This window comes from Kitasatospora nipponensis (assembly GCF_039528135.1).
In the GTDB taxonomy this organism is placed as follows: domain Bacteria; phylum Actinomycetota; class Actinomycetes; order Streptomycetales; family Streptomycetaceae; genus Kitasatospora; species Kitasatospora nipponensis.
In genome coordinates this window covers 1-14,600 of the sequence record NZ_BAAALF010000017.1, presented here as the reverse complement: position 1 = coordinate 14,600, position 14,600 = coordinate 1, and the positions used below count along the sequence as shown (strand labels likewise).

At 72.3% G+C, this 14,600-nt stretch carries 9 protein-coding genes and 1 pseudogene; 5 read left to right on the top strand and 5 right to left on the bottom strand.

What is annotated here, in order from left to right:
• Both ABD323_RS07820 and ABD323_RS07815 read right to left on the bottom strand, forming a co-directional pair.
• Positions 1 to 679 (bottom strand): hypothetical protein (locus ABD323_RS07820; protein ID WP_344440498.1); only part of this gene is annotated, 679 nt, incomplete at its 3' end.
• A complete protein-coding gene (locus ABD323_RS07815) occupies positions 676 to 1,497 on the bottom strand; it encodes an SDR family NAD(P)-dependent oxidoreductase (protein ID WP_344440497.1) in 822 nt (273 codons plus the stop codon). The genes ABD323_RS07820 and ABD323_RS07815, both read right to left, overlap by 4 nt.
• A gap of 69 nt (positions 1,498 to 1,566) precedes the next feature.
• Here ABD323_RS07815 and ABD323_RS07810 point away from each other — a divergent pair, with 69 nt between their 5' ends.
• Positions 1,567 to 2,127 (top strand): MarR family winged helix-turn-helix transcriptional regulator, encoded by a 561-nt coding sequence (locus tag ABD323_RS07810; RefSeq protein ID WP_344440496.1) that lies wholly within the window; start codon positions 1,567 to 1,569, stop codon positions 2,125 to 2,127.
• Positions 2,128 to 2,312: 185 nt separating this feature from the next.
• A complete protein-coding gene (locus tag ABD323_RS07805; protein ID WP_344440495.1) occupies positions 2,313 to 4,379 on the top strand; it encodes a phosphocholine-specific phospholipase C in 2,067 nt (688 codons plus the stop codon).
• Positions 4,380 to 4,449: 70 nt separating this feature from the next.
• On the opposite strand, the gene ABD323_RS07800 is transcribed toward ABD323_RS07805, so the two are convergent.
• A complete protein-coding gene (locus ABD323_RS07800; protein ID WP_344440494.1) occupies positions 4,450 to 5,412 on the bottom strand; it encodes a LysR family transcriptional regulator in 963 nt (320 codons plus the stop codon).
• Positions 5,413 to 5,699: 287 nt separating this feature from the next.
• Here ABD323_RS07800 and ABD323_RS07795 point away from each other — a divergent pair, with 287 nt between their 5' ends.
• Positions 5,700 to 8,192: a collagenase gene (locus ABD323_RS07795; RefSeq protein WP_344440493.1), complete on the top strand. Its 2,493-nt coding sequence runs from the start codon at positions 5,700 to 5,702 to the stop codon at positions 8,190 to 8,192.
• A gap of 174 nt (positions 8,193 to 8,366) precedes the next feature.
• Here ABD323_RS07795 and ABD323_RS07790 read toward each other — a convergent pair whose 3' ends face one another.
• Positions 8,367 to 10,034, bottom strand: coding sequence for a penicillin-binding transpeptidase domain-containing protein (locus ABD323_RS07790; RefSeq protein WP_344440492.1), 1,668 nt, complete (start codon positions 10,032 to 10,034; stop codon positions 8,367 to 8,369).
• A 426-nt stretch (positions 10,035 to 10,460) separates the two neighbouring features.
• Between ABD323_RS07790 and ABD323_RS07785 the strand changes: the two genes are divergently transcribed.
• Positions 10,461 to 11,906 carry a glyceraldehyde-3-phosphate dehydrogenase gene (locus ABD323_RS07785; protein ID WP_344440491.1) on the top strand — a complete coding sequence of 482 codons (1,446 nt, stop codon included), beginning with the start codon at positions 10,461 to 10,463 and terminating at the stop codon, positions 11,904 to 11,906.
• A gap of 101 nt (positions 11,907 to 12,007) precedes the next feature.
• Here the strand turns inward: ABD323_RS07785 and ABD323_RS07780 are convergent, their stop codons facing one another.
• Positions 12,008 to 14,167 (bottom strand): B12-binding domain-containing radical SAM protein, encoded by a 2,160-nt coding sequence (locus ABD323_RS07780; RefSeq protein WP_344440490.1) that lies wholly within the window; start codon positions 14,165 to 14,167, stop codon positions 12,008 to 12,010.
• 91 nt (positions 14,168 to 14,258) lie between these two features.
• On the opposite strand from ABD323_RS07780, the pseudogene ABD323_RS07775 reads away from it, so the two are divergent.
• Positions 14,259 to 14,600: pseudogene (locus tag ABD323_RS07775) on the top strand (class I SAM-dependent methyltransferase); the annotation flags it as partial.

The following is a 14,600-nucleotide window of genomic DNA, read 5'->3' as shown; positions in this document are numbered from 1 at the left end:
CCCGGCCGGTCGGGTTGGAGGGCGAGTTGAGCCAGAGCAGCAGCACGGTGGACAGCTCCGCGACGACCGCGCTGACCAGGCCGGCGATCGCCAGCCGGCGCGGCAGCAGGCCGGCGAGCAGGCCCGGCACGGCGATGCCGGCGATCAGCAGCCCGAGCGACACGACGTGCCCGGGGCCGCCGAGGACGAACGCCAGATCCTGGAACGCCCGTACCAGGGAGGCCTGTTCGAGGACCTCGGGGCGGCACAGCACCCAGCTGACCAGCCCGGAGCAGGCCAGGAAGGCCGAGGCGAGCACCCCGCCGACCAGGGCGATGGTGGCGCCGGGGGCGCGGATGCCGAGCCGGTGCAGCCGGGCCGAGACGGTGGCGGCGTAGATCGCCAGCGGGATCGCGGCCCCGAAGTTCAGCGCGGCGCCCACCTGCACGGCGGTGTGGTGGTCGCGGAAGTACGCCACGATCGGCCCGCCGGGACCGAACGGCGAGGGGAAGGGGTGGCCGCCGGCCAGCACCGTGCTGAGGACCAGCCCGGCCAGGAAGAGCGCGGTGACCACCACGGCGAGCACACCCGGCGGCGGTCCGCCCTGGGCCTGGTGGCGCTCCTGGTGCGCGGCGGGCCCGGTGCCGTGCTCCCTGCCGAACTCGGTGGCGTGGTCGGTGGTGTGGTCGGTGGCGGTCACAGGATCACCCGCCCGCCGGTGAGGTCCAGCGTCGCCCCGGTGATCCAGGAGGACGCCTCGGAGGCCAGGAAGAGCACCGCCTGCGCGACGTCGTGCGCCCGGCCGATCCGGCCCAGCGGGAAGGCCGCGGCCAGGCCCGCCAGCTGTTCGGCGGACATCGACGTGCGCATCCGGTCGTTGAGGACCGCCGACGGGGACAGGCAGTTGACCCGGATCCCGTGCGGGCCCACCTCGGCCGCCAGGTGCCGGCTGAGCATCAGCACGCCGGCCTTGGCGACCGCGTAGGCGACGTTGGCGCCGCTGGGGGTGCGGCCGGCGGTGGAGGCCATGGTGATCACCGTGCCGCTGCCGCGCTCGATCATGCCGGGGAGGAACGCCGAGACGGTGAGGAAGACCGAGGTCAGGTCGGCGTCGAGGACCGACCGCCAGCGCTCCGGCGGCAGTTGGACGGTCGGGGTGGGCATCCCCTGGCCGCCGGCGAACGGGGCGAGGATGTCGACCGGGCCCAGCGCCCGCTCGGCGGTGGCCCGCAGGCGGTCGACCGCCGCCGGGTCGGTGACGTCCGCGGGTGCGGCCAGGGCGGTCCCGCCGGCGGCCTCGATCGCCCCGACGACGGCGCCGAGGGCCGCCGCGTCCCGGCCGCCGACCGCGACCCGCACGCCGTTCGCGGCCAGCGCCCGGCAGGTGGCCGCACCGATGCCGCGCGAGCCGCCGGTGACCAGGGCGACCTTGCCGGCCAGGTCCGGGTAGTGCGGCGCGGTTTCGGGGCCGGCGTCGGGGCCGGTCCCGGTGTCGGTGATGTCCAGCGGTGACTGCATGGTTCGATCCGTTCTCTCTATGAAACCGTTCACCATGGTGAATCCTTCTGTGCCCTGTACGATAGCTCCGTGAGCAGCGAGCAGCAAGGGCGGGCGGGCGACAGCCGCGAGGGTGGTTCGGGTGACGGGAGCGGCGTGGAGGCGATCCCGCCGCGCGGGGGTGCGGCGTTCCTGCTCGCCCAGATCGGCGCGCACGCCGCGGGCCGGTTCGGCGAACGGGTCGCCGGGCTCGGACTGAGTCCGGCCGACGTCGGCCTGCTGCGGATGATCGCGACCCGGCCCGGGCGCAGCCAGCGGGCGCTGGCGACGGACCTCGGAGTGGTGCCCAGTCGGGTGGTCGCGTTGATCGACCACCTGGACGGCAAGGGCCTGGTGGAGCGCCGGCGCGGGGTCGAGGACCGCCGCCACCACGAGCTGCACCTGTCGCCCGAGGGGTACCGGATCCTCGGCGAGGTGCGGCAGGTGGCCACCGAGCACGAGAGCGACATCTGTGCCGGCCTGGACGAGGCCCAGCGCGCCGAGCTGATCTCGCTGCTGGAGCTGGTCGCCACCCGGCAGGGGCTGACCCCTGGTGTCCACCCGGGCTACCGGGAGCCGGCGAAGCGCGGGCGCCCGGCCTCGGGGGGCTGATCCGCCGGGTATGTCCCGGAGTCGCCAGAACAGTTAACTTCCTTTCCTGTCCGGCGGATTGACGCGGGTGCAGCGCAAGGGTTCGCCCCGCTGCTATCTTGCCGTCATCTTGTTACCGGCCAGTTGACATCTCGCTGCCGGAGAGTCCCGGGCTGGAGTTGTCTGTACTGCTTTTGGAGGCTCAGGTGTCACCCGTCACCCGTCGTACCTTCCTCGGCTCCGCCGCCGCGCTCGGCGCCGTGGTCGGCCTGGAGTCCCTGCCCGGCGCCGTGTCGCGCGCGGCCGCCGCGGCCACCGGGACCATCAAGGACGTCAAGCACGTCGTCGTGCTGATGCAGGAGAACCGCAGCTTCGACCACTACTTCGGCGCGCTCAAGGGCGTGCGCGGCTTCGGCGACCGGTCGACCATCCAACTCGCCGGTGGCAACAGCGTCTTCAACCAGCCCGACGGCAGCGGCCGGCAGTACCCCTGGCAGCTCAGCGCTACCAGCACCTGGTGGTGGGGCACCAGCAAGGAGCAGCTCGCGCAGTGCGACGGCTCGCTCGACCACTCCTGGTCCACCCAGCACGCGGCGTGGAACAACGGGAAGATGGACTCCTGGATCGCGGCCAAGGGCTCGAACCGCACGATGGGGTTCATGAACCGCTCGGACATACCGTTCCACTACGCGCTGGCCGACGCCTACACCATCTGCGACGCCTACCACTGCTCGATCCTGTCGGCGACCGGCCCCAACCGCACCTACCTGTGGTCCGGCACGATCGACCCGAACGGAACCGCGGGCGGGCCGGCCTACGACGGCGGCGACGAGAGCGGCCTGCACTGGCAGACCTACGCCGAGTCGCTGCAGAACGCCGGGGTGAGCTGGAAGGTCTACCAGAACGCCAGTGACAACTTCGGCGACAACGCGCTCGCCTACTTCAACCAGTTCACCGGCGCGCCGAGTTCGAGCCCGCTGGCGCAGCGCGGCATGGGTTCGGTGCCCAGCACCGGCTCGACCCCGGACGACGTCGCGGCCGCGATCCGGGCCGACGCGCTCGCCGGCACCTTGCCCCAGGTCTCCTGGGTGGTGGCCAACCAGCTCTACTCCGAGCACCCCGACGGCCCGCCGGAGAACGGCGCGCACTTCATCAACCTCGTCCTGCAGGCCCTGGCGGCGGACCCCACCACCTTCAACTCCACCGCGCTGTTCCTCAACTACGACGAGAACGACGGCTTCTTCGACCACGTGCCGCCGCCCGTCGCGCCCGCCGGCACCGCGGACGAGTTCCACGCCGGCGCCAACCTCGGCCTGGGCTTCCGGGTCCCGATGATCATCGCCTCGCCGTGGACCCGCGGCGGCTACGTGGACTCCCAGGTCTACGACCACACCAGCGTCATCCGCTTCCTGGAGACCTGGACCGCGGCCCTGGGCACCCCCGCGCTCTGCCCCAACATCAGCGACTGGCGGCGCAAGGTCTGCGGCGACCTCACCGGCGCCTTCGACTTCACCAACCCGGTCTACGGCCTGCCCGCGCTGCCCGCGACCAACGACACCATCAGCCAGGCCACCGCCAACCTGATGATCAACCCGAGCCCGGGCACCAACGCGATGCCCGTCCAGGAGGCCGGCACCAAGCCCGCCCGCGCGCTGCCCTACCAGCCCAACGCCTGGGTCGACCGGATCGAGTACGACGCCAACAACCAGATCCTGCTCTGGATCGACCTGGCGAACCAGGGCCCGCAGGCCACCGCCCACGCGCACTACTCGATCTACGCCAACGCCTACCGCACCGGCGGCCCCTGGCAGTACACCGTGGCGCCGCACGACGCCGCGACCGGCGCCGACGGCAGCACCAGCGACTTCTTCAACATCGGTGCCAACTACGGCAACGGGCAGTACGACCTGACCGTGGTGGGTCCCAACCGCTTCCTGCGCCACTTCGCCGGCAACGCGACCACGGCCGGCAAGGGCGCCGAGGCCGTCACCTCCTACGCGCCGGCGCCCGACACCGGCAAGCAGGCGCTCTGGTTCACCATGACCAACACCGGGACCAGCGCCGTCACCTTCACCGTCACCCCGACCAACTACCGCACCGACGGCCCGTGGACCTACCAGGTCGCCCCCGGCGCCACGGTCGCGGACTACTTCAACGCCGTCGCCTACACCAACGGCTGGTACGACTTCACGGTCACCGTCAGCAGTGACCCGGCGTGGAGCCGGCGCGCGGTGGGCCACCTGGAGACCGGAGCGGTGAGCACCAGCGGCTGAGTCCGCCCCGACGGCACCCGCCCCGACAGACCCCGCTCCGCCCGCACGACCCCGCCCCGTCCGCCCGCCGTCAGGCCGGCGGGCGGGGCGCGGTGTAGGTGCGGCCCGCCCAGGCCTGGTACTGCGGGGCCTGGGTGACCAGGTCGCGGTAGACCCCGGCGGTGTAGTGGTGCAGCGCCTCGGCCAGCACGTCGTCCACGCTGTCGCGCCGCCGGATCAGCAGGTGCCGCAGCCACAGCGGGCTGCCGGCCAGCGGCTTGACCAGCACGCCGGTGATGGGCCGCAGGGTGGCCTGGATGGCGGTGACGCCCAGGCCCTTGGCGATCATCAGCTGCAACTGTTCGAGGGCGAGGAACTCGTGGGTGTTGGCGGGGGTGAAGCCCGCCGCCCGGCAGGCGTCGTAGAACGCGCCGGGCCAGCCCACCCCGTCGTCGGGGGTGACGAACCAGGTCTCGTCGGCCAGTTCCTCCAGCGGCACCTCCACGCGGTGCGCCAGCGGGTGGTCGGCCGGCATGGCCACGAAGATCGGCGCGGTGACGATGGCGCGGTGCGCCAGCGCGGGGGAGTGCCGCAGCTCCAGGCCGGGGTAGTCGACGCCGAGCGCGACGTCCAGCTCCCCGTCCTCCAGCAGCCGGACCAGCTCCCCGGTGGCGTACACGCTGCACACCGTCACCGTCAGGTCGGGGTAGGCGGTGCGCAGGATGGCCAGCAGGTTCGGCAGCACCGGGGTGTTGGTGGCGCCCAGCCGCAGGGTGCGGGTGGCCCCCGGCGCGCAGGCCGTGTTGCGCCGCCCGAGGGCGTCGGCGCGGGCCAGCACGTCGCGGGCCTGGCTGACCACCTCCACGCCGAACGCGGTCAGCTCGACCCCGGTGCTGCCGCGGATGAACAGGCTCTCGCCCAGCACGCCCTCGATCCGGCGCAGTTGGGTGCTCATCGCCGGCTGGGTGAAGCCCAGCGCCGTCGCCGCCCGTCCGACGCTGCCGGCGTCCGCGATCGCGCACAGGGCCCGCAGGTGGCGAAGCTCCAGTTCCATCGGTACACCTCGTTGGCCCGGGGAGAGAACGGCAGGCCCATTATGCGTGTCGCGAGGCCGTTTCGGTACCAGGTGATATTGCACAGATGCCGAGGTGAGCCCGCGGACGGGTCGGCGGATCCGCTGTCCGCGGGCGCGCGGTGTTATGCCCGCGGGGCCCCTTCTCCTATCCCCTGGCGCATTGTTCCGGCAGGTCAGCCGTGAAAATCTCCACCTCGCGTCTCCTCTCGATCGAGGGGACCGGGCCCCCACAGCCCGGCAAACGCACTCCCCCCACAGGAGCGTTGATGCGAAGAGCTCTCACACTTTCCAAGATCGCGTCCTCGATAGGCGTGGCGCTGGCCGCCGCGGTGATCGCCGGTTCGCTGCAGGGCGCGGCCCAGGGCGCCTCCAGGCCGGCCCCGGGCGGCGCACCGGTCGCCGCCGCGCACACCGCCGGAGCCGGCGTGCCGGACCGGCAGGGCCGGCCACTGACCCCGGGTGAACTCCCGCTGCTCGCCTCGCCCAGCTCCGCCGCCCGTACCGACTACGCCAGGCCCGCTGCCGCCGCGCTCGCCGGCCCGGCCGCCGCCGTCGCGTCCTGCACCCCGGCCGACTTCGGCTCGAAGACCGGCAGCGCGCTCGTCACCTTCGTCAAGGCCTCGACGGTCGACTGCGTCAACACGCTCTTCACGACCGGTGCGGGCGACGCCAACAGCGTCTTCCGCGAGGCCCAGATGGTCACGGTGGCAGACGCCTACCGGAGCGCCGCGCTGGCCTACACCGGCACCGACGCCGGCGGCATCCTGCAGCTGGTGGAGTTCCTGCGGGCCGGCTACTACGTGCAGTACGGGATGGCCACCCAGGTGGGCCCCTACGGCACCGCCCTGCAGAGCGCGATCCGCGGCGGCCTCGACGCCGCCACGGCCAACGGCCACTTCCTCGACGTCACCGACGCCAACGGCCCGACCCTCTCCGAGTCGGTCACCCTGATCGACAGCGCCGCCGAGGCCGCCCGCTACCTGCCCACCCTCCAGCGGGTGCTGGCCGGGTACACCACGGCCTGGGACGCGGTGCAGGGCATGACGAGCGCGGCCAACAACGTCTACACCCCGCTCTTCCGCGGCCACCAGTTCCCCGAGTTCGTCACCGCCGTCACCAACGACCCCAGCGTGCTGACCACCCTGCGCACCTTCGCGCTGGGCCACCTGGACCTGCTCGGCACCGGTGACGCCTACCTGACCACCAACGCCGGGATGATCCTGGCCCGGTTCCTCCAGGACGCCCCACTGCAGGCCACGGTGCGCCCGATCGTCAAGAGCGTCCTGGACGCCAGCTCGATCAGCGGCCCGACCTCGGCGCTCTGGGTGACCACGGCCGGTGTCGCCAACCAGTACGACCCCGACCAGTGCTCGTACTACGGCACCTGTGACCTGCCCACCCGGCTGGGGACCATCGCGCTGCCGATCACCTACAAGTGCGACGACGCGCACACCATCCGGGCCCAGGACATGCCGGCCGACCAGCTGGCCGCGACCTGCAGCAGCCTGCAGCACCAGGACGCCTACTTCCACGGCATCGTGGCGGACAGCGGCCCGGTGGCCGACGACCACAACACCAACATCCAGGTCGTCATCTTCAACAGCCGTACGGACTACCAGACCTACGGCGGCGTCATGTTCGGGGTCGACACCAACGCGGGTGGCGAGTACCTGGAGGGCAACCCGGCCACGGCCGGCAACCAGCCCGTCTTCGTCGCCTACGAGCAGGGCGGCCAGGTCTGGAACCTCAACCACGAGTACACCCACTACCTCGACGGCCGCTACGACACCTACGGCGACTTCACCGCCAGCACCGCCGTGCCGGACGTCTGGTGGATCGAGGGCTTCGCGGAGTACGTCTCCTACAGCTACCGCGGCGTCGACTACGACGAGGCGATCACCGAGGCGGGCAAGCACACCTACCCGCTGAGCACGCTGTGGCAGACCACCTACGACAACACCGACCAGACCCGCACCTACAACTGGGGCTACCTGGCGGTTCGTTACATGCTGGAGAAGCACCGCGGCGACGTGCTGAACATGCTGGCCAAGTTCCGCACCGGCGACTACAACGGCGGTTACGCCGTCTACGCCACCGCCATCGGCACCCGCTACGACGCGGACTTCGCCAGCTGGCTCACCGCGTGCGCCGCCGGCGCCTGCAAGGGCGGCGGGACCACGAACCAGCCGCCGACCTCGGCGTTCGACACCGCGGTCAGCGGCCTGACGGTCGCGCTGACCGACCGTTCCACCGACTCCGACGGCAGCATCGCCGCGCGGTCCTGGAACTTCGGTGACGGCACCACCTCGACGGACACCAACCCGAGCAAGACCTACGCCACGGCGGGCAGTTACACCGTCACGCTGACCGTCACCGACAACCGGGGCGCGACCGCGACCAGTTCGAAGACGGTCGTGGTGGCGGGCCTGCCGCAGTGCACCAACCCCGACTCCCGGGTGATGGGCCAGAACTGCTCGCGCGCCAACCTGTCGGCCGCCGCCGGTGCGGTGGACTACCTGTACCTCTACCTGCCGGCCGGCACCAGCAAGTTGACCGTCAGCACCAAGGGCGGCACCGGCAACGCCGACCTCTACTACAACGCCGACACCTGGGCGAGCCCCAGCGCGTACACGGCCCGGTCGACCAGGTCCGGCAACACCGAGACGCTGACCGTGACCAACCCCACCGCGGGTTACCGCTACGTCAGCCTGTACGCGAAGACCGCGTTCAGCGGCGTGACCGTGAGCACGCAGTACTAACGGTAGCGGTAGCGGACCAACCAGAGGCCGCCCCTGAAGGCCACCCCCATGGGCCTCCCCTCACGAAGGGGTGGACCGGTGCCGCCCGCCCCCGGTGACGAACCGGGAGCGGGCGGCACCGCCCTGTCCGCCGCCGTCCTGCTGAGGGGCACCGCGCGCCGGCCCGGCCTGCCCTCAGCCCGCGTTGCCCGCCCTGAGCAGCTCCACCACGGCCGGCGCGGCCGCCTGCGCGCCCAGGCCGCCGCCGATCACCTCGGCCGAGACCGCCAGGTCGTCCCGGTACCCGGTGAACCAGCTGTTGGTCGGCGTCCCGGTGGCACCGACCTCGGCCGTGCCGGTCTTGCCGCCCAGCCGCCCGCTCAGCCCCTCGTCCAGCCCATGGGCGGTGCCCGCCGGGTCGGTGAACACGGCGTTCATCATCGAGCGCAGGTCGCCCAGCACGCCCGGCGCGAGCGTGCGGGCAGCGGGCGGCTGCGGCTGGTCGGCCAGCAGGACCGGCTGCCGGAAGGTGCCGCTCTCCACGGTGGCAGCCATCGACGCCAGTTGCAGCGGGTTCATGGTGACGTGGCCCTGCCCGATGTACTGCGAGGCGGTCTCGTCAGCGCTCTGCCCCGCCGGCGGGATGACGCCGTCCACCGAGGGCACGCCGATCTTCCAGTCGCCGCCGATCCCGAAGTAGTCCTTGGCGGTCCGCGCCAGGTCGCCGGACGTGAGGCTCTGGGTGGCCTGCCGGATGAAGGCGGTGTTGCAGGAGGCCGCGAAGTCCTGGGCGAGGGTGTAGTTCGGCCGGGCGTCCGGGAAGTCGTTCCGGTAGCTCTGGCCCACCGTGTAGCTGGACGGGCACGGCATCGCGGCGTCGGGCGACAGGCCCGCCTGCAGCAGGGCGGTCGCGGTGATCACCTTCATCGTGGAGCCGGGCGCGGTCGCCCCCAGCAGCGCGGTGTCGAAGTCGGTGGCGGGGGCGTTGGCGATGGCCAGGATGTGGCCGGTGCTGGGCTCGACCGCCACCATCGCGGATGTCCTGCCGCCCTTCGCGTACTGCTCCTGCACCGCCTTCTCGGCGGCCGCCTGGAGCGTGGCGTCGATGGTGAGGCGGACCGGCTGGCCGCCCTTGGGCGCGGTGATCGTGAAGAGCGGCTGCCCCTGCGCGTGCCCCGCGGCGTCGGTGACCACCACCGCGCTGCCCGCGTCGGCCGGGTCCCCCGGGCTGTCCTGCCGCAGGCCGGCGACGATCGGCGGCAGCGAGGGGAGGCCGGTCAGCGGCTTGCCGTTCCGGTCGGTCAGCGAGGTCGGCGGGGCCAGGACCTGCTGGGTGGTGAGCGTCTGGCCGGCGCCCAGCAGCGGATGGATCACGCTCGGCGCCCAGTGCACGGCGGGCGTGCCGTCCCGGCGGCGCCCCACCGCGAGCCGGCCGTCGTACTGCCACGGGCCGGCGGCCCCCGCGAACGCCGCCGTGACGCCGAACCCCTCCACCACCTGGTCGCCGTCACCCCCCGGCGCCGGCGAGGCGCCGGTCGCGGGCCCGCCCGGCGCCAGTGCCAGCGCCAGCGAGGTCGGTTTCAGATTCGTCCGGAACGCGGTCAGCGCGACCACCGCCCCCTGCGGATCGTCGGTGAGCTGTGAGGCGGCCTCCAGATCCCCCTGCGACCACGCGGCCAGGAAGGCCGTGGCCGTCCGGGCGGCCTGGTCAGCGGACGGCGGCCCGCTGGCCACGACCTTCGGCCTGCCCGCCGACGAGCCCGGCGCGACCATGCCGAGCAGGCTGTACGCCCCGTACCCCCCGATGGTCAGCATCGCCAGCGCGACGGCGCCGACCGCGACGGTTTTCGTGACCTGGCGCATTTCGATCTCCCCCGAGTCGGTGTCACCTGCTTGCGCAGCGTAGTGATCCCGCTCCGGCGGCCGCCCGGCCTCCACCCACCCGTGACCCACTCGGTACTCACCGGTAGCTGCGGCGGGTGGGGGCCGGCCGGCCGGGCCGGAAGATCGTCCCGAGGCCGTCACCGGTGACGTCGCAGCTCAGCGCGGTGCCCGGCGCCCGGCGTCCGCCCGGCCTCCGTCCAGCGGGTCGGGCGGGGCGACGGCGACCTGCGCCCGCGCCGCCCCCACGCCGCTCCCGGGCCGGGAATGAGCGGATCGTCCGCACGCCATCCGATCCGCCGGCGGGCCCGGGACGGTGCGGGTCGTGCGCTTCGGGCGGGTCCGCTGGAGCGGGCGGAATGGCCGAAAGCTAACATGTGAACGTCGCCTAACTCGAAAGATGATCCTGTGACTGTCAATGAGGACGTGTTCACCAACTGGATGAACCGCGAGGAAATCGCGGAGTCGATGATCCCGATCATCGGCCGACTGCATCGGGAGAGGGACGTCACCGTCCTGTTGCACAGTCGCTCCCTGGTGAACAAGTCGGTGGTCAGCATCCTCAAGACCCACCGATTCGCCCGCCAGATCGCCGGTGAGGAGCTCTCGGTCACCGAGACGCTGCCTTTCCTCCAGGCCCTCAGCACCCTCGATCTGGGCCCCTCGCAGATCGACATCGGCATGCTCGCCGCGACGTACACGTCCGACACCCGCGGCCTGTCGGTGGCGGAATTCACCGCCGAGGCCGTCGCCGGTGCGACGGGTGCGAACAAGCTGGCGCGCCGCGAGCCGCGCGACGTCGTTCTCTACGGGTTCGGCCGGATCGGCCGGCTGCTCGCCCGCCTGCTGATCGAGAAGGCCGGGTCCGGCAACGGCCTGCGGCTGCGGGCCATCGTCGTGCGCAAGGGTGCGGGCGAGGACCTGGTCAAGCGCGCCTCACTGCTGCGGCGCGACTCCATCCACGGCCAGTTCCAGGGCACCATCACCGTCGACGAGGCGAACAACCGGATCGTGGCCAACGGGCACGAGATCACGGTGATCTACTCGAACGACCCGACGACGGTGGACTACACGGCGTACGGGATCAACAACGCCATCCTGATCGACAACACCGGCCGGTGGCGCGACCGCGAGGGCCTCTCCAAGCACCTGCAGCCGGGCATCGCCAAGGTGGTGCTGACCGCGCCGGGCAAGGGCGACGTCCCCAACATCGTGCACGGTGTCAACCACGACACGATCAAGCCGGACGAGCAGATCCTCTCCTGCGCCTCCTGCACCACCAACGCGATCGTCCCGCCGCTGAAGGCGATGGCGGACGAGTACGGCGTGCTGCGCGGCCACGTGGAGACCGTCCACTCGTTCACCAACGACCAGAACCTGCTGGACAACTACCACGACTCCGACCGTCGTGGCCGGTCCGCCCCGCTGAACATGGTCATCACCGAGACCGGCGCCGCCTCGGCCGTCGCCAAGGCGCTGCCCGACCTCAAGGCGCGGATCACCGGCAGCTCGATCCGGGTGCCGGTGCCGGACGTCTCGATCGCGATCCTCAACCTGCAGCTCGCGCGCGAGACCACCCGCGAGGAGGTGCTGGAGCACCTGCGCACGGTGTCGCTGACCTCGTCGCTCAAGCGCCAGATCGACTTCACCACCGCGCCCGACGCGGTCTCCAGCGACTTCATCGGCTCGCGGCACGCCTCGATCGTCGACGCCGGGGCGACCAAGGTCGAGGGCGACAACGCGATCCTCTACCTCTGGTACGACAACGAGTTCGGCTACTCCTGCCAGGTCGTGCGGGTCGTCCAGCACGTCTCCGGGGTGGAGTACCCGACCTACCCGGCCCCGCTCGCCTGATCGCTCGGCGGTCACGGCGGGACGGAACGTGAACGGCCGGCCCCGGGCAGCGTCGCCCGGGGCCAGGTCCCGTCGCGTCCACGCCGTGGGCGGGGGTTCCCTCAGGACGGGACGCGCGTCAGTTCGGCGTCGCGGAAGGCGTTGCCGCTGCCGTGCCAGACCGAGAGCACGTAGGCGCTGAACGGGTGGTGGGCCCAGCGCTCGGGGACCCGCAGGCGCAGCCGCACCGGCTCGGCGTCCGCGTCGGTGTGGGTATCGGGGTCGGCGGTGGGGTCGGGGGTCTCCAGCGCGGCAACGTCCGGCTCGGGTGCGTCCGGGTCCGCGGGCAGCGCCGGCAGGTCACCGTTGTCCACCAGCAGCCGGTGCACGTCGGCGGGCAGCTCGAAGTCGACCAGCTGCGGGGCGCCGGAGAGCGTGGTGCGCAGCAGCGCGGTACCGGCCACGTCGGCGCCGATCAGCTGGTCGAGGGTGGCCTCGGGGCAGTCGGGCAGCGCCAGGTGGGCGCGCAGCTCCCGGACGGTCTGCGTCAGGTAGCGCCGCAGCGCCTGCGGGGAGGCGACCAGGTGGCGCAGGATCGCCTGGTAGTGCAGTTCCTCCGGCACCCCCTGCTCGCGGTTGGCCGTCCGCAGCAGTTCCCAGTCGATGGTCTCCGGCTCGCGCCAGGCGTCCGCGTAGTTGCGGGCCAGCCGCCGCACCCGGGCGCCGGCGCCCGCGCCCGCGCCGCCGCCGACGCCCGCCGCGGGTTCGTCCGCCGGCTCGGCGAAGAGCAGCGTGCGCAGGCCCTCCAGCAGGTCGACCATCCGCACCCCGCTCGTCCGGTGCAGGTAGCGCAGCGTGCAGCGGAGCAGCACCTTCTGGAAGAGGCAGAGGGACAGCCGCAGCTCCAGCCCGTCGAGCCAGTCCCGCTCGGTCATCTTCGCGTGCCCGACCACCACGTCGGCCACCAGCTCGGGGTTGCTCACGTCGGCCGGCATCCGCCGGGTGACCAGGCCCTGCTCGGTGCGGAACCGGGCGTGGCTGAAGTCGGTGTTGTTGAGCAGCAGCAGCGGGTAGACCACCGGCGACCCGCCGGCCTGCAGGACCTCCTCGATGCCGTCCCGGAAGCTCGCCGCACTCTCGCCGGGCAGGCCCCAGATCAGGTCGGTGTAGGTCGGGATCCCCAGCTCGCGGAAGGCCTGCTGCATCCGGTGGTAGTGCGAGGCACGGATGTTGGAGCGGTTGGCGATCTGCAGGACCTCGGGGTCGAAGCTCTGGGTGGAGAGCGTGATGGCGCCGGTGAGGCCGGCCTCGTGCAGGATGCGGGCGATCTCCACCACCCGACCGGTGGTGTTCTTGGCCCAGTTGGTCATCACCAGGATCTGCTTGTCGTGGCGCCGGCAGAGGTCCACCAGGGTCTGCGCGATCTCCCGGTCGCGCGGCAGCAGACCGAAGTTGGCGTCCGCGATGAAGAGCGAGGCGCCGTTCGGGGCGTGCCGCACGATCCGCTCCAGCTCGGCGGTGATCCGCTCCAGCGGGAACTGGCGGACCTTGGCGTTGGTCGCGCCGCCCCAGTAGCAGAACGCGCAGCTGTAGGGGCAGCCGCGGTTGGTCTCGTAGACGATCAGCCAGGAGGCCGCCAGGTCGGCGTCGGAGTAGACCGGGGAGAGCAGCGGGGAGGGCACCAGGGCGAGGTCGGTGATCCGCTGGGCGGGTGGCGTCGAGGCGACGGTGCCGTCGGCCCGCCGGTAGCTGATGCCGTTGATCCGCGCCAACTCGGGTGCCGGCTCGGTGAGTTCGCTGAGCAGTTCGGCGAAGCGCAGCTCGCCCTCGCCGTGCACCAGGATGTCGACGGCCGGCGCCTCGGCGAACAGCTCGCGGGCCTGGTGGGTGACGTCGTTGCCGCCGACCATCACCAGGCAGTCGGGCCAGCGCTGCTTGATCCGGGTGGCCAGCTCCAGCGACTGCGTGCGGTTCCAGAAGTACACGGTCAGCGCCACCAGGTACGGCGCGTCCAGCCGGGCCAGCACCTCGGCGTACACCTGCTCCTGGGTGGCGGCGCTCTGCAGGTGGATGTGCCGCTCGAACCGGTAGGCGTCGCGGACGGTCGGGTCCTGCTCCGCGGCCGCCTGGAGGTAGCCGAGCGTGATGCTGTACCGGACCCCGGGCAGCGCCGTCAGTTCGATCAGGTGGACCGGACGGCGCCCGGAGCGCTCGGCGCCCTCGGGGCGCTCGACGGTCGGCCGCGCGAGGGGCTGCGCGGGCAGGTGGGCGGTCGTGGTCACGCGGGACTCCTCGGTCGGCGCCGGCCGGCGGGGCCGCTGGCGGGTGCGGTGCGGTGCGGGTGGCGCACGTGGTGCGGTGCGATGCGATGCGATGTGGTGCGCGTGCGGTGTGCGGGTGGTGCGGCCGGGCGGGCTGGTGGTGGCCGCGACCATCAACCGGTTCGCCGCGCTGCACGACACCGTCAACCGGGGCTGGTACCTGGACGACCCCGGGCGGCGCCCGCAGGTGGACGGTGCCAGTACGGACGGCCGGCTCCTGGTGACGGGTGACCGGCCGACCTTCACCACCGCCTACTTCCACCAACCCCACCAGGTCCCGGACGAGTTCGAGGCGGCCCGGCTGCGGGCCACCGGCCAGTACGGCGTCGAGGGGACGGTCTGGCTGATGGGCGCCGTCAACGACTGGCTGGACGACCCGGAGCGGCGGGCCACC

What these genes read in the sequence shown, in the direction of transcription:
- ABD323_RS07815 (WP_344440497.1), bottom strand. Translation starts at nt 1,497, where the DNA reads ATGCAGTCACCGCTGGACATCACCGACACCGGGACCGGCCCCGACGCC.
- ABD323_RS07800 (WP_344440494.1), bottom strand. Translation starts at nt 5,412, where the DNA reads ATGGAACTGGAGCTTCGCCACCTGCGGGCCCTGTGCGCGATCGCGGAC.
- ABD323_RS07795 (WP_344440493.1), top strand. Translation starts at nt 5,700, where the DNA reads ATGCGAAGAGCTCTCACACTTTCCAAGATCGCGTCCTCGATAGGCGTG.
- ABD323_RS07790 (WP_344440492.1), bottom strand. Translation starts at nt 10,034, where the DNA reads ATGCGCCAGGTCACGAAAACCGTCGCGGTCGGCGCCGTCGCGCTGGCG.